This window comes from Enterococcus sp. DIV0175 (assembly GCF_050529075.1).
In the GTDB taxonomy this organism is placed as follows: domain Bacteria; phylum Bacillota; class Bacilli; order Lactobacillales; family Enterococcaceae; genus Enterococcus_B; species Enterococcus_B thailandicus.
The window spans coordinates 1,073,238-1,095,105 of sequence record NZ_CP172880.1 but is presented as its reverse complement, the minus strand read 5'-3'; the positions used below and the strand labels follow the sequence as shown (position 1 = coordinate 1,095,105).

Here is a 21,868-nt window from a genome sequence, read left to right as displayed (position 1 = left end):
TTTCTCTCGAGTAATCTGCTTCATTATACCGTAAACTTGAGGGGAATAAAAATAAATTTCGAGCATTTATTCACATACTTTCATAAAACACTCTTTTAATAAGAAATATTTTGTGAAATCCTCCGAAAACAAAACGCTATCTTTTTTTATTTTGAATCGGTAAAATGTATTTGGAGGTGTTTCTATGGATATTTCAGTCATTGATGCAACAAAAACAAACGAAACAACAGGAATTTACTACGGAGATACAGCAGCGCCACAAACAACGATTGAGTTTCTCAATCTTGCTTGTCCTTATTGTAAAAAATGGTTTGAAGAATCTTTTTTGACACTTGACTCATTTGTACAAGAAGGAAAAGTCAATCGTCTAATTAAACTCTTTGATAAAGAAAAAGAAAGTTTACAACGCGGTAATGTCATGCATCATCACATTACTGCTAACGACGGCAAAAAAGCTTTAGCAGAAATCAAACAGATTTTTGAGATGCAAGACCAATGGAAAGAACTTTCTTTAGAAGAAGTTGCGCAATACGCAACGCAAGAATTAGGATTGACTTATCAACCAGATATGGAAATGGCAAAAGCAATCATTGACGAAGCAAATGCTGCGCATATTCAATTCGTCCCAACGATTATACTCGATCAAACTATTTTTGACGAAAGCATCACGTTAGACGAATTAACTTCTTTAATCAACTAATAAAAAAGGTGAACCAAAACGAATTCCGTCTTGGTTCACCTTTTTTATTAACAGTGATTCGCTCAATCAATGCGCTAATTGAGTCAATCACACAGCTTCTTCTCTTAGCTTCTCAGCAAAATCATTGATCTTTCGTATTCGATGATTGATGCCCGATTTTGAGATTGCTCCTGATGGAATCATCTCACCTAATTCTTTCAAACTGACTTCTGGATGTTGCAACCTTAATTCAGCAATTTCTTGCAGTTTTTCTGGTAGAGCATGTAAACCAACTCTTGCTTCAATGAATTCAATATTTTCAATCTGTTTAGATGCCGCATCAATCGTCTTATTTAAATTCGCCGTTTCACAATTAACCAAACGATTAACCGAGTTTCTCATGTCACGAACGATACGAACATCTTCAAAACGCAACATCGAATTTGTCGCACCAATCAACGTTAAAAAGTCAGCAATTTTTTCTGCTCCTTTTAAGTAGGAAATATAGCCATTACGTCTTTCAAGTGTTCGTGCATGCAAGCCATAGTAATTCAGCATGTCACAAATGTCTTGATTATGTTGTTCATAAATGGAAAAAATTTCCAAATGATAACGACTTGTCTCTGGATTGTTCACAGATCCAGATGCCATAAATGCACCACGTAAGTAAGAACGCATTTTCTGTGCATTTCCCATGATTTCATCAGATACATGACCATTAAACATCAAGCCATCCATAATATCTAAGTCCATCAATACGTTTTTTGTCCCCTGCTTCAAGCGAACGATATAGACATTATTCTTTTTTAATTTCATTTTTTTTCGAACAAGTAACTCACTTCGAACATTATAATGATCTTTTAAAAGAGAATAGATACGTCGGGCAATCGCAGCATTTTCTGTCTGAACATTTAAAATGAACTGCTGATTGACAATGCCTAAAGAGCCGTTCATTCGCAACAAAGCAGCAAGTTCTGCTTTTGCATGTTCACGATGAACTTCCAAACCAGTCAACTCTTTTTTTACATCAGATGCAAATGACATTCTATTCTCCTCCTTTCTTTCACAATCCTAATTTAATATTTCGATCCAAAAACTAACCGAAAAAGTTCTTCAACGACTTTTTCGCCGTCATGGAACACGCCACCATTTTTCAACTCCAAGAAATCAGTTGAAATAACGCGACAACCTTCATTTCTAAGCCCGTTGAAATCATGCTGAACCTGAACAAGGTATTCATCATAGATTTCAGGATCCATGTAATCTTCTGGTACCTTTTCTGTATTCACCAACACCGTATCAATAAATTTCTCCTGTAAGTGTTCGTGCAACACACGTATGTGATCCGCATCAGTGAAATGTTCCGTTTCACCTTTTTGCGTCATGATATTACAGATGTAAACAACTTCTGCTTTTGTTTTAACGATTGCTTCGCCGATTTCAGGAATAACTAAGTTGGGCAAGATACTCGTAAACAAACTTCCCGGACCAAGTACAACCATATCTGCTTCCGCAATAGCGTTCACAACTTTACGCGCTGCTTTTGCTACTTGATCGTCCGTCGTATTTCGCACAAAGACATGGTCAATCGTTTTACGATCTAACGCAATTTTTGATTCACCAACAGCTGTTGTTCCATCTTTAAATACAGCATGGAGCGTTAAAGGTGTTTCAGACGATGGATAAATATGCCCATCTACGTGCATCATTTTCGACAATAACTGAATCGCATCGTACGTACTACCTCTCATTTCTGAAACAGCCGCAATAATCAAGTTACCAATACTATGATTAGCTAAGAATTGATCCTCTTTCTTAAAACGATATTGAAAAATATCTTCATAAAACTGAGGCATATCAGAAAGTGCCACCAATACGTTTCGCAAATCACCAGGTGGTGCCATTGAAATTGATTCCCGAATTGCACCACTACTTCCTCCATCATCCGCCACTGTTACAATGGCCGTTAAGTCTGCGCCTTGATTTCGTAAACTTTTCAAGATAACTGGGAGACCCGTTCCACCCCCGACTACCACAATTTTTGGTTTTCTAATTCGATAGGTCTTCATATTCAAGAGCGATTCACCGTCTCTTTCCGCTTATCTTTGTCACGGTGCGTAACATTCACTTTATAATTTTCACTCAACGCTTTTGATAAACGTTCTGTTAAAGCAACTGAACGATGTTGTCCGCCGGTACAACCAATTGCAACAGTCAAGCTGCTCTTTCCTTCTTTGACATATCCCGGCAAAACAGTCTCCAATAAATGAAGAAATTGACTATAAAAATCCTCTGTTTCAGTAAACGACATCACATAATCATAAACGGGTTGATCCATTCCAGTTAACGGACGTAACTCTGGAATGTAATGAGGATTTGGTAAAAAACGCACATCCATCACAATATCTGAATCAATCGGTAACCCGTATTTGAATCCAAAAGAAACAAATTCAATTCGGAAGCCTTGATCTTCTTGCGTTTTGAATGTAGCAATGATTTTTTCTCTTAATTGGCGTGGCGTCATCGTTGTCGTATCGATAACAACGGATGCTTGCACCTTTAATTCATTTAAAATTGCACGTTCTTTACGGATTCCTTCAGTTACTAGGCCATCCATTGCCATCGGATGGGTACGACGAGTTTCTTTGTAGCGGGCTACTAATTCTTCATCTGAAGCATCTAAGAACAGAATCGAAGTATCAATGAAATCCGTATTGACAATTTCAATCAACATTTTTTGAATTTCTTCAAAGAATGAACGAGAACGTAAATCGACACCTAATGCCATTTTTGTTACCTTTCCAGATTCTTTGATTAGTTCCCAAAATTTAGGAATCAATCTTGGAGGCATGTTATCAATACAAAAGTATCCCATGTCCTCAAAACTTTGTATCGCCACAGTTTTTCCTGCGCCGCTCATTCCTGTAATAATTACGAGTTGTAAATTTTCAGCCATCTTCTCGAACCCCTCTCTAATTGTCATTTAAATTATATCATTCCGGGCGTATCATCGCTAGCTATATCTTTCCTATTTATGGAATTTTCATGGAAAAATAACCTGTTGTTACAAAAAACTTGGACCAAATACCACAAATGATGATACTTGCTCCAAGTTTTTCTATCGTTAACGATTCAATTAATTGTCGCTACTATTTAGCATTAGAAGATTGTTCCCGAAATTTTTCTGCTAGCTCAATTGTTCGATCAGCCAAAATTGATTGTGCATCAATCACTGGGTACGTATTATCAGAAGCAAATTCTTGCATCAATGATAATTCGGTACAACCCAAAATGATTTTTTCACAGTTTAGTTGTCCGAGCGCTTCCTCTAAAATTTCATAGTACAAAGCTTCATTTAAATAGTCTGATTCTTTGATATCATGATAAATCAAATGATTGATTTTCGCTTGTAGTTTGTCATCAGGAGTCACTACGTCAAAGCCTAATTGTCTCACTTCACGCTCATAAATTCCTGCCTTCATGCTACCTTCTGTCCCTAAGATAGCTACTGAACCAGTCGTTTGTTGACGAACTAACTCGTTGGCTGCTTCTCTTGGCATATGCAAGATTGGGATATTTGTTGCTGCTTGTAGCTCATCAAAAAAATAATGTGCTGTATTACAAGTCAATACGATAAAGTTTGGCTGTAGTAGGTTTTGCTTTTCAATATCATCCAGCAAATAAGGAATTGGATTTTCCTTCTCACGATCTAAAATATAAGCAGTTCGATCCGGTACCGTTGCATGATTGAACAATACATAGTTTAGATATTCTTGGTCCCTAGTTGCATTCGTGCGGTGATTGATCAAGCGGACAAAACTCTCCGTTGCCATTGTTCCCATACCGCCCAAAATACTGAAAAAATTCTCCATGACTAGCCTTCTTTCACATGAAAATATTTTTTGAATCGAGGAATATAGTTATGGAACATATATTTCATTAGTACCCATCGTTTCAATGAACGATCGCCATCATAAAATACAGTTGTACCAAAACGTTTTTCCTGAATCATTTTTTCTGCAATTTTTTTATCTTCGTTCTCTCTAGCATATGTTAAAAAGATTTTTTTAGGTACGCCCAGCCATAGTTTTGCGTCTGCGGAATCTTTCGTACCATAAATAGTTTCTGTAAATGGTTCATGGAATACTCTGTCTTCTGTAACGAAGCGCGCTAAATTTAGCCCATTCAACGTAACAAAGAAGCTACTACGTCCTTGGCGTAAGTTGATTTCAAATAATTTGTATTCCCCATCGCGTGGATCATATTTCATATCAAAATTCGCAAAACCAGTATACTCGATTGTTTCCAAAAATTTCTTGATTGTCTGGTAAATTTTTTCATTGTAATCAGGCATGATTACGACATAATTACCGATTGATGCAGGTGTTGGATCTTCCAAAAGTGGATGTCCCAAACACATCATCCGAACCTGATGATTTTCATCAACATAGGCATTTAACACGCGCATATTGCTGTCATCTCCAGGAATAAAATCTTGAACAATCATTTCACTTGTATATCCGGCTTCGTAAATTCGTCCTAAAATCAAGTCAAATTCTTCACGATTATCGATAATAAATGCTTTTTTTCGTCCTTCAAATTGAATAGAAAGATACTCTACACTATTTGCTGGTTTTAACGCTACTGGAAACTCAAATGGCAAGTCTTGTTCCAAGCGGCCATTCACTAACATTGGTTCTCTAACAATCAATGTTTTGGGATAAGGAAGTTGATATTCTTCGCAAACTTCATAAAAGCTTACTTTATTAATTAATCGTTCGAATAATGAATAATCAATATACGGACAAATAAAGTATGCTGAAAGTTCTTCTTTATGTTGAGAAATCAACTCTGCATATCCATCTCCACAAGCAATCAACAAATATTTTTTACTTTGATCTGAATATTTTTCTTTTGCCAAGCGTAGCATCGTTTCAATAAAAACTGGATCCTTATCAAAACCTGGAATTACTTCGACACTCACGATGTTGCTGTAACGAGTTGGCGCAAGTTGGTTTGAAGCATATGCTTGACACACTACTTTACCATAAGCTTCATTAAATGAACGTGCCATACCATAGACGTTCATATCACTTCCTAATAATATAGGAACAAATTCTTCATTTACATTACTATTCATCACAATCTCTCACTTACTCATTAATCTACTGATTCTTTATTTAACTACACAAGGAATATCATACCATAAAGAAAAAAGCAATCAAAGGAAACTCCTCCGATTGCTCAATTCTTTTTTGAACGGATTGAACTTATAGGAAGTTTTTATCTATACCAATTCAGTGTAGAAAGAACTACCTTGTAATGTATTTTAGAAGATGCTATCTAAAAAAACAAGTGTTTTATCATCTTTTAAAGTTTTTTTAACCATATCACCATTTTTTAATTTTTAGACCTTTTCATTCATCACTTTTTCTAGGTATCGTCCAGTATAACTCTCTTTTACTTGGACAATATCTTCTGGTGTTCCAGTGGCTAAAATCGTTCCGCCACCATCACCACCTTCTGGTCCCAAATCAATGATGTAATCTGCCGTTTTGATGACATCTAAGTTATGCTCAATCACTAATACTGTATTTCCTGCATCCACTAGACGTTGCAAAACATCTAGTAAACGTGCAATATCATCTGCATGTAGTCCAGTCGTTGGCTCATCAAGAATATAAAAATTCTTTCCGTTAGATATTTTATGCAGCTCACTGGCTAACTTCATCCGTTGTGCTTCCCCACCGGATAATGTTGTTGCCGGTTGCCCCATTGTAATATAACCCAAACCAACATCCACGATTGTCTTTAATTTACGATGAATCTTAGGAATATGTTGGAAGAATTCTACAGCATCTTCAACAGTCATTTCTAAAATATCAGCAATGTTTTTCCCTTTATAACGTACTTCCAATGTTTCAGAATTGTATCGTTTTCCATGACAAACTTCACAAGGAACATAGACATCCGGTAAGAAGTGCATCTCGATTTTGATGATTCCGTCACCCCGACAAGCTTCACATCGGCCACCTTTTACGTTAAAACTAAAGCGCCCTTTTTTATAGCCACGCATTTTGGCTTCGTTTGTTTGTGCAAAAAGATCACGAACATCGTCAAAGACACTTGTATAGGTTGCTGGATTACTTCTTGGTGTCCGACCAATCGGGCTTTGATCGATATCAATGATTTTTTCAATCGTTTCATAGCCAGAAATCGTTTTGAATTTACCCGGTTTAGCTGAATTTCGATTTAATTTTTGTGCAAGAGCTTTTTTCAAAATACCATTAACTAAAGTACTTTTTCCAGAACCAGAGACACCAGTGACTGCCACAAATTCTGCTAAAGGAAACTCCACGGTCACATTTTTCAAATTATTTTCTGCTGCTCCAGTAATTTTAATTGCTTCACCATTTCCTTGACGACGCGTTGTTGGCACAGCAATTTTCTTTTTCCCTGAAAGATATTGTCCTGTTAACGAATGAGGATCCTTCGCAACTTCCGCAGGTGTACCAGCTGCAACGATTTGTCCGCCTTGCTCACCCGCGCCTGGTCCTACATCAATCAGATAATCAGCTGCTCGCATGGTATCTTCATCATGTTCCACAACAATCAAGGTATTTCCTAAATCTCTCATTTTCTTCAATGAACCAATCAAACGATCATTATCACGTTGATGCAATCCAATCGATGGCTCATCCAAAATATACAGAACACCGGAAAGATTTGAGCCAATTTGGGTAGCTAAGCGAATACGTTGCGCTTCCCCACCAGATAGTGTTCCAGAAGCCCGACTCAAAGTTAAATATTCCAAGCCAACATTTTCTAAGAATGATAGTCGATCATTAACTTCTTTTAAAATTGGTTTAGCAATCATCGTTTCTTGTTCTGATAAAGTTAAATTAGAGAAGAAGTCAACTGCCTTTTTGATTGACAATTCATTTGTTTCGCCAATATTTGTTCCATTAATTTTGACAGACAATGCTTGCGAATTTAAACGTAATCCTTTACATGTTTGACAAGTTAATTCAGTCATATATTGACGCATTTGTTCTCTCGTAAAATCACTACTTGTTTCTTGGTAACGACGCGCGATATTCTTTAGTACGCCTTCAAAAGAAGCTTCAACATCACGCACACCACCAAAATCATTTTCGTAATGGAAATGGAATAATTCATCCGTCCCATTCAAAACAATTTCTTGATGCTCTGTTGGCAACTCATCAAACGGTGTGTTCATATCAATTCCATAGCTTTCACACGCTTGCGCCAACATTTGAGGATAGTATTGAGAACTAATTGGATTCCATGGAACAATTGCTCCTTCAGCCAAGGTCTTCGCACGATCAGGAATAACTAAATCTTGGTCGACTTCTAATTTCAAACCAAGTCCATCACAATCTGGACAAGCTCCAAATGGCGCATTGAATGAAAATAGTCGTGGTTCTAGTTCACCAACTGTAAAGCCACAATAAGGGCAAGAGTAATGTTCACTGAATAACATTTCTTCTTCACCAATCACATCAACCAAGGCATATCCATCTGCCAAACGTAATGCTGCTTCAAAAGAATCGAACAAACGTGAACGAATGCCCTCTTTTACCACAATTCGGTCAATAACAATCGCAATATCATGTTTTTTATTCTTTTCTAGTTCAGGAGCCTCAGTAATATCAAAGGTATCGTCATTCACTCGTACACGAACGTAACCTTCTTTTTGGATTCGCTCAAATACTTTTTTATGTTGCCCTTTTTTCTTTGCAACAATTGGTGCTAAAATTTGGATTTTTGTCCGTTCTGGCAATTCCAATACTTGATCAACCATTTGTTCAACCGATTGACTGGTAATCTCAATGTGGTCATTAGGACAGATTGGGTGTCCCACACGAGCAAAAAGCAAACGCAGATAATCATTGATTTCCGTTACTGTTCCTACCGTTGAACGAGGATTTTTACTTGTCGTTTTTTGGTCAATCGAAATCGCCGGACTTAAGCCATCGATACTATCAACATCTGGTTTATCCATTTGTCCCAAAAACTGACGAGCATAGGCTGAGAGACTTTCGACATAACGTCGTTGTCCCTCTGCATAAAGTGTATCGAAAGCTAATGAGCTTTTCCCAGAACCAGATAACCCTGTAATTACTACAAATTTATCTCTTGGAATTGTTACATCTACATTTTTTAAGTTGTGCGCTCTGGCGCCATGAATAATAATTTTATCGTTAGCCATCTCGTCCTCCTGCTCTTTACTCTGCTGCTTTCAATTCTAAAATCGTATCACGTAAATTAGCGGCAGTTTCAAAATCTAAAGCTTTCGCAGCATCTTTCATTTCTTTTTCTAATTTCATCAGTAAATCAGCTTTTTCTTTTCGACTCATTTCATTGTAAGAAACTTGAACGGTTCCTTTTGATTCATCTTTTGCCTCTTTCGTAATAGAAATCAAATCACGAATTTCTTTGATAATCGTTTTCGGTACGATCCCATGTTCTTCATTATAAGCTTCTTGAATCGAACGTCTCCGTGCCGTTTCATCCATTGCTGATCGCATGGAGTCCGTTATTTTATCAGCATACATAATTACTTTACCTTCTGAATTTCGCGCTGCACGTCCAATTGTTTGGACAAGTGAACGCTCACTTCTCAAGAAGCCCTCTTTATCAGCATCTAAAATGGCTACCAACGAAACTTCAGGGACATCTAATCCTTCACGCAATAAATTAATCCCAACTAAAACATCAAATTCACCTAAACGTAAGTCACGAATGATTTCCGTTCTTTCAAGTGTTTTGATATCACTGTGTAGATATTTAACTTTGATACCAAGCTCTTTAAAGTAATCCGTCAAGTCCTCAGACATTTTTTTCGTTAAGGTCGTCACAAAAACACGTTCGTTTTTCTCCACGCGTTCATTGATTTCACCAACCAAATCATCAATTTGTCCCATGATAGGGCGAACTTCAATCACTGGATCTAATAAACCGGTTGGACGAATAATTTGCTGGATCACTGTATCTGTTTGCCCATGTTCATAAGGTCCCGGTGTAGCTGAAACATAGATAATTTGATGGACATGTTGCTCAAATTCTTCTAATCTCAACGGCCGATTGTCAAGTGCTGAAGGCAAACGGAAACCATAATCAACCAACATTTGCTTTCTTGCTCGGTCACCGTTATACATCCCGCGAATTTGAGGCATCGTTACGTGGGACTCATCGATGACAATCAAGAAATCTTCTGGAAAGAAATCAAGTAACGTATAAGGTGGCTCTCCTTCTTTTCGGCCATCCATATGACGCGAATAGTTTTCGATTCCTGAAGTGTAGCCCATCTCCAACATCATCTCAATATCATAATTTGTTCGTTGCTCCAATCGTTGTGCTTCTAATAACTGATTATCTTCTCGTAACACTTTTAAGCGCAACTCTAGTTCAGTTTTGATATTCGCAACGGCTTGTTCCATATGCTCATCATTTGTTACAAAGTGAGTAGCCGGAAAAATAGCGACATGTTCTGTTTCTCCAAGCACTTCGCCAGTTAATGCATCTACTTCACGAATCCGTTCGACTTCATCACCAAAAAATTCGACTCTCAAAGCACGTTCATCACGTGAAGCTGGAAAAATTTCCACCACATCACCACGCACTCGGAACCGACCACGCTGAAAGTCAATATCATTTCGTTCAAAATTAATCCCAACTAAATTACGAATCAATTGATTACGGTCAAGTTCTGCTCCTTGTCGAACCGAAACAACTTGCTTTTGATACTCAAAAGGTGAACCTAATCCGAAAATACAAGAAACAGATGCAATCACAATCGTATCGTTTCGCTCTAAAAGGGAACTCGTAGCCGAATGACGTAACTTATCAATTTCGTCATTGACACTTGAGTCCTTTTCAATATAAGTATCACTAGATGGAACATACGCTTCTGGCTGATAGTAATCATAATAGGAAACAAAATATTCAACCGCGTTTTTTGGAAAGAATTCTTTAAACTCTCCATATAATTGTCCAGCTAAAGTTTTATTATGTGCAATAATCAATGTTGGTTTATTTACTTCCTGGATCACATTGGAAATCGTATAGGTCTTCCCCGTACCGGTTGCACCTAATAAGATTTGCGCTTTTTTCCCACCAACAACACCATCAACTAATTGGCGTATCGCTTCAGGTTGATCCCCCGCTGGTTGGTACTTCGAGACAAGCTCAAATCGTTGAGAGGTATCTCTTTCAATCATTTTTCGTCCCCCTTTTCATTCATTCCTTTTCATTTTATGACTTGCAAAAAGAAAAGGAAAGCAAAGGCATTCCTTACTAAAAAATTATAACACACCGAACATACTTTCGCCACTTCTTTCCCTCGACTGCAGATGTTAGGTTTTATAACATTGATTGTTAGGTTTTGTCACTTTTTTCATTTTTTTAAGCTTCAGAACTTGTCTGATTCATTACTTTTCCCCTATAATAAACAGATATTGAGAATTTAGGAGGTAATTATGAAAAGAAAGCATTTATTCTACTCGTTCATTTTCATAATGGTAGGATTTGTCACACTTGCAACTAGCAATCCTGCCCAAGCAGAAACAAAAAATACGGAATCAAGCACCGCCGAGACGATGCAAATGATTCAACCCAAAAAAGACAAATACGTCGTTGCTAGCGACTCTGCCTTTGCACCATTCGAGTTTCAAAATACAGATGGCAAGTATGAAGGAATCGATGTTGAATTAATGAAACAGATTTCTGAGCTTCAAGGATTTAATATCCAAATGGACTACCGCGGTTTTTCTGCTGCTTTGCAAGCGTTAGAATCTGGTCAAGCTGATGGCATGATTGCTGGAATGACCGTCACAGATGAGCGTAAACAAAGTTACGACTTTTCTGACACTTATTTCGATAGCGGAATCCAGTTAGGTGTAAAACAAGGTGATACATCCATTAAAGCCTACAAAGATTTAAAAGGAAAAACAGTTGGTGCCAAAGTCGGAACCGAAAGTGCTGAATTTCTAAGTAATCACGAAGAAGAATATGGCTATAAAATCAAATACTTTGATGCTGCTGACCAACTATACGATGGGTTAAAAGTTGGTGCGATTGACGCAATAATGGATGACTATCCTGTCCTTGGTTATGCCATCAAACAAGGCCAAAAAATTGATACACCGATTGCAAAAGAATCTGGCGGTAAGTATGCCTTTGCAGTAAAAAAAGGTGAAAATCAAGAACTTTTAGCAATGTTCAATGAAGGTCTTAAAGAGTTAAAACGTACAGGAGCTTATGACAAAATCATCGACAAGTATGTAGCTACTTCAAATGAGTCAGCCGATTCAACCAAAGATGAATCAACAATCATCGGCTTGATCAAAAACAATTATAAACCACTATTACGCGGTTTCTGGATGACGATCGTACTTGCTTTGGTATCATTTGCTTTAGCATTAGTTGTTGGTGTCATTTTCGGCTTATTCAGCGCTTCACCAATTCGTGCGTTACGCACAATCGCAACCATTTACGTTGATGTGATTCGCGGAATTCCAATGATGGTACTTGCCTTCTTCATTTTCTTTGGCTTACCTGGTATCGTTGGATTTACAATCCCTGATTTCATTGCCGGCGTTATTACATTGACATTAAACGCGAGTGCTTATATTGCAGAAATCGTTCGTGGCGGAATCAATGCTGTTCCTGTCGGACAAATGGAAGCTTCAAGAAGTTTAGGTTTATCTTATAATCGAACGATGCAAAAAATCATCTTGCCACAAGCAATTCGAATCATGCTCCCTTCATTCGTTAACCAGTTCGTTATCTCATTGAAGGATACAACAATCATCTCTGCAATTGGTGTTGTCGAATTACTTCAAGCTGGTAAAATTATCGTTGCCCGTACAACCCAAAGTACGTACGTTTACCTAATCATTGCAATCATGTATTTAGTTTTGATTACCGCTTTAACAAAATTAGCGAAAGTTTTAGAAAAGAAGGTGAAGTAAGATGTCAGAAAAAATCTTAGTTGAGCATCTTGTAAAAAAATATGGTGACAATACTGTATTGAACGATATCAACGTCTCAATCAACGAAGGTGATGTCGTTTGTATCATTGGCCCTTCTGGTTCAGGAAAAAGTACTTTTCTGCGTTGTTTAAATCGTTTAGAAGAGCCAACTGACGGAGATATTATCATCGACGGCGCTCACTTAATGGATAAAAACACAAACATCAATCTCGTTCGTCAACATATCGGAATGGTGTTCCAACATTTCAATTTGTTTCCTCACCTTTCTGTTTTAGAAAATATTATTCTTGCGCCAATGGATTTGAAAAAGGAGTCTCGCGAAGAAGCAGAAAAGAAAGCAATCAAGCTATTAGATACAGTTGGCTTGGCTGACAAAAAAGATATGTCACCAGAAATGCTCTCCGGCGGACAAAAACAACGCGTTGCGATCGCCCGTGCATTAGCAATGAACCCAGACATCATGCTTTTTGACGAACCAACCTCTGCACTTGATCCAGAAATGGTCGGCGACGTTCTAAACGTCATGAAAAAACTTGCGAAGCAAGGAATGACCATGGTCATCGTTACTCACGAAATGGGATTTGCCAAAGAAGTTGCCAATCGTGTCATGTTCATTGACGGTGGAAACTTCCTTGAAGATGGAACGCCAGAGCAAATTTTTGAAAATCCACAAAATGAACGTACAAAAGACTTTTTAGATAAAGTTTTAGATATTTAACAAAAGAACCTGAAACAGTTTCAACCCATGAAAAAGCATCGTCAAAATCTTGAATAAGGTTTTGACGATGCTTTTTTGATTTGTATTTTAGAAGAGCCAGTCGTCACTAAGCTCTTCTTTTATCCCTTTTACTATTCATTACTGAAGGAATGACGCGTTCATCGCAGTTCTTTTTTACTCAGCTTATTTCCAAAAGAGTTTACTACATTGAACGTATAAGTAATAAAACGGTGAAGCGACACATTTGTCAGCTTCACCGTTTTATTATTTACGCTTTTTTCCGCCAAAAGCGTCCTTCATTTTATCGAAAAAACCATCTTCTTGTTGTTCTTCGACTTTCATTCCACCTGCTTCAGCAAATGAGCGTAACGCTTCTTTTTGTTGTTCATTTAAGTTCTTCGGCGTAATCAGTTTCACTTTCACGTGTTGGTCACCTGTTGCACCACCACGTAGTTTAGGCGCACCTTTTCCGCGAAGACGGAAGTTTGTTCCAGTTTGTGTTCCTGCTGGGATCTTTAACTTAACATCTCCGTGAACAGTTGGAACTTGAACTTCATCTCCTAAAGCTGCTTGCACAAAACTCAATGGTAACTCGTAATAGATTTCTGAACCATCACGATCAAAAATATTACTTTCTTCAACACGGAAGACTACATATAAATCACCAAATGGTCCGCCGTTTTCACCTGCTTCACCTTGACCAGCTAAACGCATTTGTTGTCCTTCTTCGACACCGGCTGGTACATTCACTTTCACAGAGTGAGCTTTCTTTTCATGACCAGAGCCATGACAAGTTGGACATGGTTCTTTGATTTCTTTTCCGGTTCCATGACAAACATCACATGTTTGACGACTCATCACGCGACCTAATGGTGTTTGACGTTCAACATTGATTGTTCCTGAACCATGACATTTTTGACATGTAATTGGTTCCGTCCCAGGTTTTGCACCATTCCCATGACAAGTATGACAAACTTCTTCCCGGTTATATTTGATTTCTTTTTCAATACCAAAAATTGCTTCCTCAAAACTCAAATCAACTGTGTATTGTAAATCAGCTCCTTGACGAGGTGCCGTTGGATCAACTGAACGACCTCCGCCTCCGCCAAAGAAAGAATCAAAGATATCTTCAAAACCACCGAAGCCGCCTCCGCCTCCAGAGAATCCTCCAAAGCCACCGAAGCCGCCTCCGCCTCCAGCGCCATAGTTTGGATCTGTACCAGCGTGACCATATTGATCATACGCAGCCCGCTTTTGCGGATCACTTAAAATTTCATAAGCCTCAGACACTTCTTTAAATTTTTCTTCTGCATCTGCTTCTTTGTTAATATCAGGATGATATTTCTTAGAAAGTTTACGATAAGCTTTCTTTATTTCATCTTCTGAAGCCCCTTTTGAAATTCCTAGGACTTCATAATAATCACGTTTCGTTGCCATAGGCTTTCCTCCTATTGGTTCTAATACATCAAATTCACATCGCTTGTAATCATATCACATTTTAGTTGAAACCAAAACTGCTACTTGCATTCTTTCAAAAGAAAAAGACTGTGGCAAAAAGTCGAATCGACTTTCCCCATAGCCTTCTCTTTTTTACGAATAGGTAGACGTTTCAGAAAAGATGGCTTCAACTGAATCTACAGCTATCATCAAAGTCCAACTTTTCTGTTCTAGTCTACTCCTAGCACACTAGGGAACTAATTATTTGTCGTCGCCGTCGACTTCTTCAAAGTCAGCATCAACGACATCGTCTGCTCCGCCTTGTGCTGCTTCAGGATTTTCTTGCGCTTGTTGTTGTGCAGCTTGTTCATATAATTTAACTGTTAAGTTTTGAACGATTTCGTTCAAAGCATCACGTTTTGTTTTCATTTCTTCAATGTTATTTGCTTCAACTGCCGCTTTTAATTCATCGCGAGCTGTTTCTGCTTTTTGAACTTCTTCTGCGTCTACTTTACCTTCTAATTCTTTCAATGTTTTATCAACTGAGAATAATAAGGCATCTACATCATTGCGAAGATCAACTTCTTCTTTACGAGCTTTGTCAGCTTCTGCATTAGCTTCTGCATCTTTTACCATACGTTCGATTTCATCGTCTGATAAACCTGATGAAGATTTGATTGTGATTTTTTGTTCTTTTGAAGTGCCTAGATCTTTCGCTGATACATTGACGATCCCGTTTTTATCAATATCAAAAGTAACTTCGATTTGAGGGATACCACGTGGTGCTGCAGGAATATCAGTTAATTGGAATCTTCCTAGTGTTTTGTTATCAGCAGCCATTGGACGTTCACCTTGTAAAACATGAATATCTACAGCAGGTTGGTTATCAGCAGCTGTTGAGAATACTTGTGATTTACTTGTTGGGATTGTTGTATTACGATCAATCAACTTAGTGAAGACCCCACCCATTGTTTCGATACCTAATGATAATGGTGTTACGTCAAGTAAAACAACATCTTTTACATCACCAGTGATGACCCCACCTTGGATTGCTGCACCCATTGCAACGACTTCATCAGGGTTCACTGATTTATTTGGTTCTTTACCAGTTTCTTTTCTTACAGCTTCAACAACTGCAGGAATACGAGTTGAACCACCAACTAAGATTACTTCATCAATTTCAGATTGTGATAAACCAGCATCTTTTAATGCTTGGCGTACTGGAATTTTTGTACGTTCAACTAAGTCAGCTGTTAACTCATCAAATTTTGCACGAGTCAATGTCATTTCTAAATGCAAAGGTCCTGCTTCGCCAGCTGTGATAAATGGTAAGCTGATTTGAGTGCTTGAAACACCTGACAAATCTTTTTTCGCTTTTTCAGCAGCATCTTTCAAACGTTGTAAAGCCATTTTGTCTTGACCAAGGTCTACGCCGTTTTCTTTTTTGAATTCAGCAACCATGTAATCAATGATTTTGTTATCAAAGTCATCCCCACCTAAATGGTTGTCACCAGCTGTTGATAATACATCAAAGACACCATCACCTAATTCAAGGATTGATACGTCAAATGTACCACCACCAAGGTCAAATACTAAGATTTTTTCATCACGGTCTGTTTTGTCTAAGCCATAAGCTAAAGCTGCTGCTGTTGGTTCGTTGACAATACGTTCCACTTCCAAACCAGCAATTTTACCAGCATCTTTTGTTGCTTGACGTTGTGCATCGTTAAAGTATGCAGGAACAGTGATAACTGCTTTCTCAACTTTTTCACCTAAGTAATCTTCAGCAAAACCTTTGATATATTGAAGAATCATTGCAGAAATTTCTTGTGGTGTGTAAGATTTTCCTTCAACTTCTACTTTATACCCAGGTTCACCAATGTGACGTTTGATTGATGAAATTGTGTTTGGGTTAGTTACAGCTTGACGTTTTGCCACTTCACCAACTTGGATTTCACCATTTTTAAATGAAACAACAGATGGTGTTGTACGGTTTCCTTCTGGATTTGCGATAATTTTTGCTTCGTTTCCTTCTAATACAGCAACTGCAGAGTTTGTTGTACCTAAGTCAATACCAATAATTTTAGTCATATTAACGTCTCCTCATTAAATAAAATTTAGTTTATAGTTGCACGAATTACTGCGCGACAATGACCATTGTTGGTCTTAATACGCGATCGTGTAATTTATATCCTTCTTGCAAAACTTCCACAATCGTATCTGCCGGCACCTCATCAGATGCGGGAACAGTTTGGACTGCTTGGTGAAGCATTGGGTCAAATGTTTCGCCTTTTGCAGGGATTTTTTCAATTCCCTCTTCTTTCAAAGCAAAACGAACACCTTCTAATACCATTTCGACACCTTTTTTCAAGCTAGCACCTTGTTCATCTGAAACTTCTGTTGCTAGCGCTCGCTCTAGGTTATCAATTGAAGGTAATAATTTTTTAGCTAAATCTTGTGAACGATATTTTTGCAATTGTTCACGTTCATTTTTTCCGCGGTTTGCCATGTTGGCAATTTCAGCTCGGGCGCGTAGGAATTTATCTTCCATTTCTTCTAAGTCAGCTTTCAAGTTGACGATTTCAACATTTTCCACTTCAACTTCTGAAACACCTGAGTCTTCCGCAGCTTCTGTATCGACTTCCAAATCTTGCTGGATGTCTTTTAATTCTTTTTCTAATTCCTCTTGGTTTTCTTTCACGATACAGTCTTCCTTTCATTATTCAGTCAGCTGTCTTGATTGTTCATATTAAAAATCAGATTAGCTGCTATCAATTTTAGAAATGCGGACTTACAATCATGAGCCAGACAAATCAAGCAAACGATAGTAATCAGCCAGTCTATTCGCTAATTCTTTTCGATAGACATCGACCAACCCAAACATTCGTGAATACGGCATGCTTGTTGGTCCAAGTAAAGCAATTGTTCCTCGGCCATGTCCATCAATTTCATAACTTGCTTGAATCATGCTCATATTTTGTAGCAGATCATTCCCTAATTCAGAGCCAATCTTAATATGAATATTACTATCCATCGGAACAATCATTTGAGTAAGCTCGTCGGAATCCCTCATTAAAGAAAACATCGACTTAAACTGATTCAAATCTTGATGGGGTTCATAATCAAGCAGGTTCATTTGTCCACTCACATAAATCTTATCTTCAAATACTTGACCTAAAACAGCATCAAATAAGTAGGAGATACCTTCCGTTGATTGGAAATATTTATGTAAGATCATTGGGATCTCTGTTCGCAGTTTTTGATAAACCGTCATTAGCGGATCACCCACCAAGCGGTCATTCACAAGCCGAACCATTTTTTCTAAATCTTGACTCCCCAGGTTTGCTGGAAGAGTAAATACCTGGCTTTCAACATTGCCTTTATCCGTCACCACGATAGCAATAATTTGTCGATGGTTTAACGGTACGATTCGGAAACCAGTTAATCGGCGATCTTTCACTTCTGGTCCCAACGAGAATGTCGTATAGCTTGTCAGTTCAGATAAAATTTCAGCGGACTGACGAATGATTTCGTTAATCTCATGAAATTCTTTTCCTAAAGACTGCCTAATCACTTGCAAATCATCATTTGTTACACGAGTTGGTTTCAATAAATGATCCACATAGTAACGATATCCCGCCGCAGATGGAATCCGACCAGAGGAAGAATGAGTTTTTAACAGCAACCCGTCTTCTTCTAGCTCCTTCATATCGTTGCGAATCGTCGCTGAACTTGCTTCAATTCCCTCAGCCATTAGCGTTTTGGAACCAACGGGTACGCCACTACTCGTATAGTTTTGGATGATCAGACGCAAAATATCACTTTGACGCTGTGTTAACATCTTCCATCACCTCTCATTAGCACTCCTATCTTCTAAGTGCTAACCCACTTACTAATATAACAAGTCGTCTTCTTTCTGTCAAGAAAAACACATCACTTTTTAGCACTCTTCCGCCCCGAGTGCTAACGATGAGTTTTATTCAAAAAAAAGCGGGAAATCAATGTTTGTTTGACTTCTCGCTACGCAATTATTTGTGATTATCTTTTTATTTAACTAAATTTAAACATTTTTTATTCATTGATTTCTGTTTTTGGTAACAAAAATTTTTCAAAAACTTCGTTCCCTAAAAATGTACCTTTAGGGGTTAAATAAACTCTTTCTTCAGTGTTCACCAACAAGTCGTCTTTCACTAACGTATCTAACGTTGACTGGTAGAGTGACTCTATCGTTTGTTGATAACGATCATAAAAATGTTGTTTGTTGATTCCGGATTTTTTACGCAACCCCAAAAACAGCTCCTCTTCAATCTGGTTGTTTCGTGATAACGTTTCTTTTTCTAAAATCGGTAAATTTCCTTCACGCAAGGGACGCAAATAATGCTGGATTGGCCCCTTGTTTCGATAACGTGTTTGATCAAGATACCCACTTGCCCCTGCACCAAAGCCAAAATAATGGTCATTATTCCAGTACATTAGATTATGTTGTGATTCATGACCGGTCAATCCAAAATTACTAATTTCATATTGATGACGGCCATGTTGTTCCATTGCTTCAATCGTTTCCTCGAACATTTGCGTTTCTGTTTCTTGATCGGGTAACTCTAATCGACCTTGTCTTACCCAGTTCATGAACATTGTTTTATTTTCCAAAATCAACGAGTATAAAGAATAGTGCGGTAAATCTAGCGCTAATGCTTTTTCCAGTGTATCACGATAATTTTCAAGTGTTTGTCCAGGCAAAGCATAAATCAAATCAATGCTTACATTGGAAAAGTTTTCTGCTTCTAAAAATGACATTGTTTGGTATACATCTTCAGCAGTATGCTTTCTGCCAATTTTTTTTAACAAACGATTATCAAACGTTTGAACGCCCATAGATAAACGGTTCACACCATAGTTTTTCATGACTTGTAGTTTTTCTCGCGTTAAATCACCTGGATTCGCTTCAACAGTAAATTCCTTTCCAGTTCGAAAAGGTAAAATATCACGAGCGCCTGCTAGCAAACGATCTAATTGTTGTGCGGATAACGAAGTTGGTGTTCCCCCACCAACATATAATGTTTCTAAATCTTCTATAGGATGTTTCTCCATCATCAACTTCATCTCTTTTAGTAACATTTCAACATACTCATCAACTGGTTGGCCCTCTAAAAAAACTTTATTAAAATCACAGTAATAACAAATATGCTCACAAAATGGGATATGGATATACGCAGAAGTTTTATGTTCTGCGGAATTAGTTGTTTCATTCATTGAATTAAATTCTCCTTACATCGAAAAGTCGTACCATTTTTCGACCTTCTTTTCGACTACTCATATAAAAGCATACTAACTGTAATTGGGAAACAAATCCACTAAAAAATCCAAGAATCGACTTCTTGGATTACTTTTTCTTTCGTTGCACTAGACACTTGATTGTAAATTTCCAGTGTTGTTTTCATATTGGAATGACCCACTCGATCCATGATGGCTTTGATTGGAACGCCGGCTTCAGCCAAAAGAGAAATATGTGTATAGCGAAAGGTATGCGTAGTCACGTGTTTATTAAACTCGGGATATTTTTCCCTTAAGATATCTTTGACACATTTTACTGGATTTTTATTACTTCCACGTCCATTCATAAATTCATTAAACGAATGATAAACAACGGGTGTACCATTTTGAGTCTGAAAAATCGTAGTCGAAAAAAGAAAATGTTCGGAAGCCTTCACCTTTTTGTGATAGGCAGTCTGTTTCTTTCTTTGATATGTTTTTATAAAAGTTCCTGTTTCTCGTTGCCTCATTTCTTTTTGCCTCGCTTCATTTATTTGAATTCGATTTCGAATAATCGCAAGCGAACGATCATCTAAATCGATTTCCCGAATGGAGGAAATAGTCTTTGGAGGATTGCGTATGTATTGTTCAATGGTTCTCCCAGCTGCCACCACTGCTTCGTCAATCACTAACTTCTTTGCATGAAAATCAACTTTCTCAACCGTCAACGCACTTAACTCACCAATTCTCAACCCATTTCGAATCAGAAATTCTGCCATATCCAAGTATAATTTCCCCATCTTATTGATTTCATGATTCCTTTCATATTTTTCATCGATTGCCTGTAAAAGTGTATGGATTTCCTCTTTTTCTAGAAACTTCTTTTTTCTGCGTTGAATCGCTAATATTTTTCGATCATTGGGAATTTTCAACACAACCTTATTCAAATCAAACAAGACTAAATCATGCCGATAACCATAAGCAAGAATTTGTTTAAGTAAGGAACGAATCTTTTCCAATGTCGCTTTTTCTAAAAGCCTTTTCGTTTGCTTTGAGCGGATAGTTAAGATATCCGCCCATATTCCTTCCACCAATAAAGGAGTTAGATGTTGCAGTCGCAGATTATCTGAGAAGTAAGGTTGAAGGTATCGGTTAAGAATTTCTTTTTGATAATGAACGGTTGTTTGACGAACGGTCGGTGCCCAAGCCTTCAACCAAAGAACAGTTAATTCACCAAATGTTTCACATTTCTTCGCGTCAGAAAAAATCGCATATGTACGAAATTCTTCTTTTATCTGCTCTCTTAAATAGCGTAACGCTTGTTTTTCACTTTTAAATCTTTTTGCTTTCCAATTAACACTTTTCTTTCGCGTCTTTTCTTTGACTGGATCATAATAGACTTGAAATGTGCGTAAATAACTTTTTTTATCAATTGTTGTATAAGAACTTCGCAAATACTGGTTTAAATCTGACGACCGCAGCAATCCTTCCTCCTTCCCAAAATAAAAAGCACACGAATCAGAAATTTTAAAATTCTCATTCGTGTGCTTCATATTAAAAATTTGATAAATCTTTCTAAATTGATCCAAACTAAATGCTGAGACGAATCAAGTATGTACTCATGGAATATGGACTGTCTCGCATCTCCATCAGTCAGATATTCAATGCACTTCTCTTTAACCCTTAAAAACGTTCTATTAAGCTTTTCTTACCGACCCAAATCTCTTTGTCAGAGATTTTTTTCATTTATGTCCTCCTCGATTA

At 37.6% G+C, this 21,868-nt stretch carries 16 protein-coding genes; 3 read left to right on the top strand and 13 right to left on the bottom strand.

Translation table 11 applies throughout. The features are described from left to right. The first annotated feature begins 184 nt into the window (after nucleotides 1-184). On the top strand, nucleotides 185-700 hold the full coding sequence (locus IGJ76_RS05275) for a DsbA family protein (protein ID WP_075491016.1): 516 nt from the start codon (nucleotides 185-187) through the stop codon (nucleotides 698-700). An 87-nt stretch (nucleotides 701-787) separates the two neighbouring features. Here IGJ76_RS05275 and whiA read toward each other — a convergent pair whose 3' ends face one another. The 7 genes from whiA to uvrB form a co-directional block, all read right to left on the bottom strand. Beyond that, nucleotides 788-1,723, bottom strand: a complete 936-nt coding sequence (gene whiA, locus IGJ76_RS05270; protein ID WP_067484292.1) for a DNA-binding protein WhiA — start codon at nucleotides 1,721-1,723, stop codon at nucleotides 788-790. A gap of 32 nt (nucleotides 1,724-1,755) precedes the next feature. After that, nucleotides 1,756-2,754, bottom strand: coding sequence for a gluconeogenesis factor YvcK family protein (locus IGJ76_RS05265; RefSeq protein WP_270608378.1), 999 nt, complete (start codon nucleotides 2,752-2,754; stop codon nucleotides 1,756-1,758). Further along, on the bottom strand, nucleotides 2,751-3,635 hold the full coding sequence (gene rapZ, locus IGJ76_RS05260) for an RNase adapter RapZ (RefSeq protein WP_067484287.1): 885 nt from the start codon (nucleotides 3,633-3,635) through the stop codon (nucleotides 2,751-2,753). The genes IGJ76_RS05265 and rapZ overlap by 4 nt, the downstream gene beginning before the upstream one ends. Before the next feature lie 193 nt (nucleotides 3,636-3,828). Continuing rightward, on the bottom strand, nucleotides 3,829-4,551 hold the full coding sequence (locus tag IGJ76_RS05255) for an amino acid racemase (RefSeq protein WP_095803549.1): 723 nt from the start codon (nucleotides 4,549-4,551) through the stop codon (nucleotides 3,829-3,831). 2 nt (nucleotides 4,552-4,553) lie between these two features. Beyond that, nucleotides 4,554-5,822 carry a D-aspartate ligase gene (locus tag IGJ76_RS05250; RefSeq protein ID WP_430596798.1) on the bottom strand — a complete coding sequence of 423 codons (1,269 nt, stop codon included), beginning with the start codon at nucleotides 5,820-5,822 and terminating at the stop codon, nucleotides 4,554-4,556. A gap of 264 nt (nucleotides 5,823-6,086) precedes the next feature. Beyond that, the gene (gene uvrA / locus IGJ76_RS05245; protein WP_430596797.1) at nucleotides 6,087-8,912 is read right to left on the bottom strand and encodes an excinuclease ABC subunit UvrA; all 2,826 of its coding nucleotides are present in this window, start codon (nucleotides 8,910-8,912) and stop codon (nucleotides 6,087-6,089) included. Nucleotides 8,913-8,928: 16 nt separating this feature from the next. Continuing rightward, complete coding sequence (gene uvrB, locus IGJ76_RS05240; protein ID WP_430596796.1) at nucleotides 8,929-10,923, bottom strand: excinuclease ABC subunit UvrB; 1,995 nt, start codon at nucleotides 10,921-10,923, stop codon at nucleotides 8,929-8,931. A 258-nt stretch (nucleotides 10,924-11,181) separates the two neighbouring features. On the opposite strand from uvrB, the gene IGJ76_RS05235 reads away from it, so the two are divergent. Both IGJ76_RS05235 and IGJ76_RS05230 read left to right on the top strand, forming a co-directional pair. Continuing rightward, nucleotides 11,182-12,675, top strand: a complete 1,494-nt coding sequence (locus tag IGJ76_RS05235; protein ID WP_430596795.1) for an amino acid ABC transporter substrate-binding protein/permease — start codon at nucleotides 11,182-11,184, stop codon at nucleotides 12,673-12,675. Between the two features lies 1 nt (nucleotide 12,676). Next, complete coding sequence (locus tag IGJ76_RS05230; protein WP_071868498.1) at nucleotides 12,677-13,414, top strand: amino acid ABC transporter ATP-binding protein; 738 nt, start codon at nucleotides 12,677-12,679, stop codon at nucleotides 13,412-13,414. A gap of 264 nt (nucleotides 13,415-13,678) precedes the next feature. Here the strand turns inward: IGJ76_RS05230 and dnaJ are convergent, their stop codons facing one another. From dnaJ to IGJ76_RS05200, 6 genes are all read right to left on the bottom strand, one after another. Then, on the bottom strand, nucleotides 13,679-14,851 hold the full coding sequence (gene dnaJ / locus IGJ76_RS05225) for a molecular chaperone DnaJ (protein WP_067484269.1): 1,173 nt from the start codon (nucleotides 14,849-14,851) through the stop codon (nucleotides 13,679-13,681). Nucleotides 14,852-15,112: 261 nt separating this feature from the next. After that, nucleotides 15,113-16,942, bottom strand: a complete 1,830-nt coding sequence (gene dnaK / locus IGJ76_RS05220; protein ID WP_067484266.1) for a molecular chaperone DnaK — start codon at nucleotides 16,940-16,942, stop codon at nucleotides 15,113-15,115. Between the two features lie 46 nt (nucleotides 16,943-16,988). Beyond that, entirely contained in the window at nucleotides 16,989-17,552 is a 564-nt protein-coding gene (gene grpE / locus IGJ76_RS05215; protein ID WP_067484263.1) for a nucleotide exchange factor GrpE, read from the bottom strand. A gap of 96 nt (nucleotides 17,553-17,648) precedes the next feature. Then, nucleotides 17,649-18,692: a heat-inducible transcriptional repressor HrcA gene (gene hrcA / locus IGJ76_RS05210; RefSeq protein WP_430596794.1), complete on the bottom strand. Its 1,044-nt coding sequence runs from the start codon at nucleotides 18,690-18,692 to the stop codon at nucleotides 17,649-17,651. Between the two features lie 230 nt (nucleotides 18,693-18,922). Then, entirely contained in the window at nucleotides 18,923-20,104 is a 1,182-nt protein-coding gene (hemW, locus tag IGJ76_RS05205) for a radical SAM family heme chaperone HemW (RefSeq protein ID WP_075491004.1), read from the bottom strand. A 101-nt stretch (nucleotides 20,105-20,205) separates the two neighbouring features. Then, nucleotides 20,206-21,588, bottom strand: a complete 1,383-nt coding sequence (locus tag IGJ76_RS05200; protein WP_430596793.1) for a tyrosine-type recombinase/integrase — start codon at nucleotides 21,586-21,588, stop codon at nucleotides 20,206-20,208. Between the last annotated feature and the right edge of the window lie 280 nt (nucleotides 21,589-21,868).

Bases quoted from the DNA above. Each gene is read 5' to 3' on its own strand.
- IGJ76_RS05255 (WP_095803549.1), bottom strand. From the start codon at position 4,551: ATGGAGAATTTTTTCAGTATTTTGGGCGGTATGGGAACAATGGCAACG.
- dnaJ (WP_067484269.1), bottom strand. From the start codon at position 14,851: ATGGCAACGAAACGTGATTATTATGAAGTCCTAGGAATTTCAAAAGGG.
- dnaK (WP_067484266.1), bottom strand. From the start codon at position 16,942: ATGACTAAAATTATTGGTATTGACTTAGGTACAACAAACTCTGCAGTT.
- uvrA (WP_430596797.1), bottom strand. From the start codon at position 8,912: ATGGCTAACGATAAAATTATTATTCATGGCGCCAGAGCGCACAACTTA.
- uvrB (WP_430596796.1), bottom strand. From the start codon at position 10,923: ATGATTGAAAGAGATACCTCTCAACGATTTGAGCTTGTCTCGAAGTAC.
- IGJ76_RS05230 (WP_071868498.1), top strand. From the start codon at position 12,677: ATGTCAGAAAAAATCTTAGTTGAGCATCTTGTAAAAAAATATGGTGAC.
- IGJ76_RS05235 (WP_430596795.1), top strand. From the start codon at position 11,182: ATGAAAAGAAAGCATTTATTCTACTCGTTCATTTTCATAATGGTAGGA.
- hemW (WP_075491004.1), bottom strand. From the start codon at position 20,104: ATGAATGAAACAACTAATTCCGCAGAACATAAAACTTCTGCGTATATC.
- hrcA (WP_430596794.1), bottom strand. From the start codon at position 18,692: ATGTTAACACAGCGTCAAAGTGATATTTTGCGTCTGATCATCCAAAAC.
- whiA (WP_067484292.1), bottom strand. From the start codon at position 1,723: ATGTCATTTGCATCTGATGTAAAAAAAGAGTTGACTGGTTTGGAAGTT.
- IGJ76_RS05275 (WP_075491016.1), top strand. From the start codon at position 185: ATGGATATTTCAGTCATTGATGCAACAAAAACAAACGAAACAACAGGA.
- rapZ (WP_067484287.1), bottom strand. From the start codon at position 3,635: ATGGCTGAAAATTTACAACTCGTAATTATTACAGGAATGAGCGGCGCA.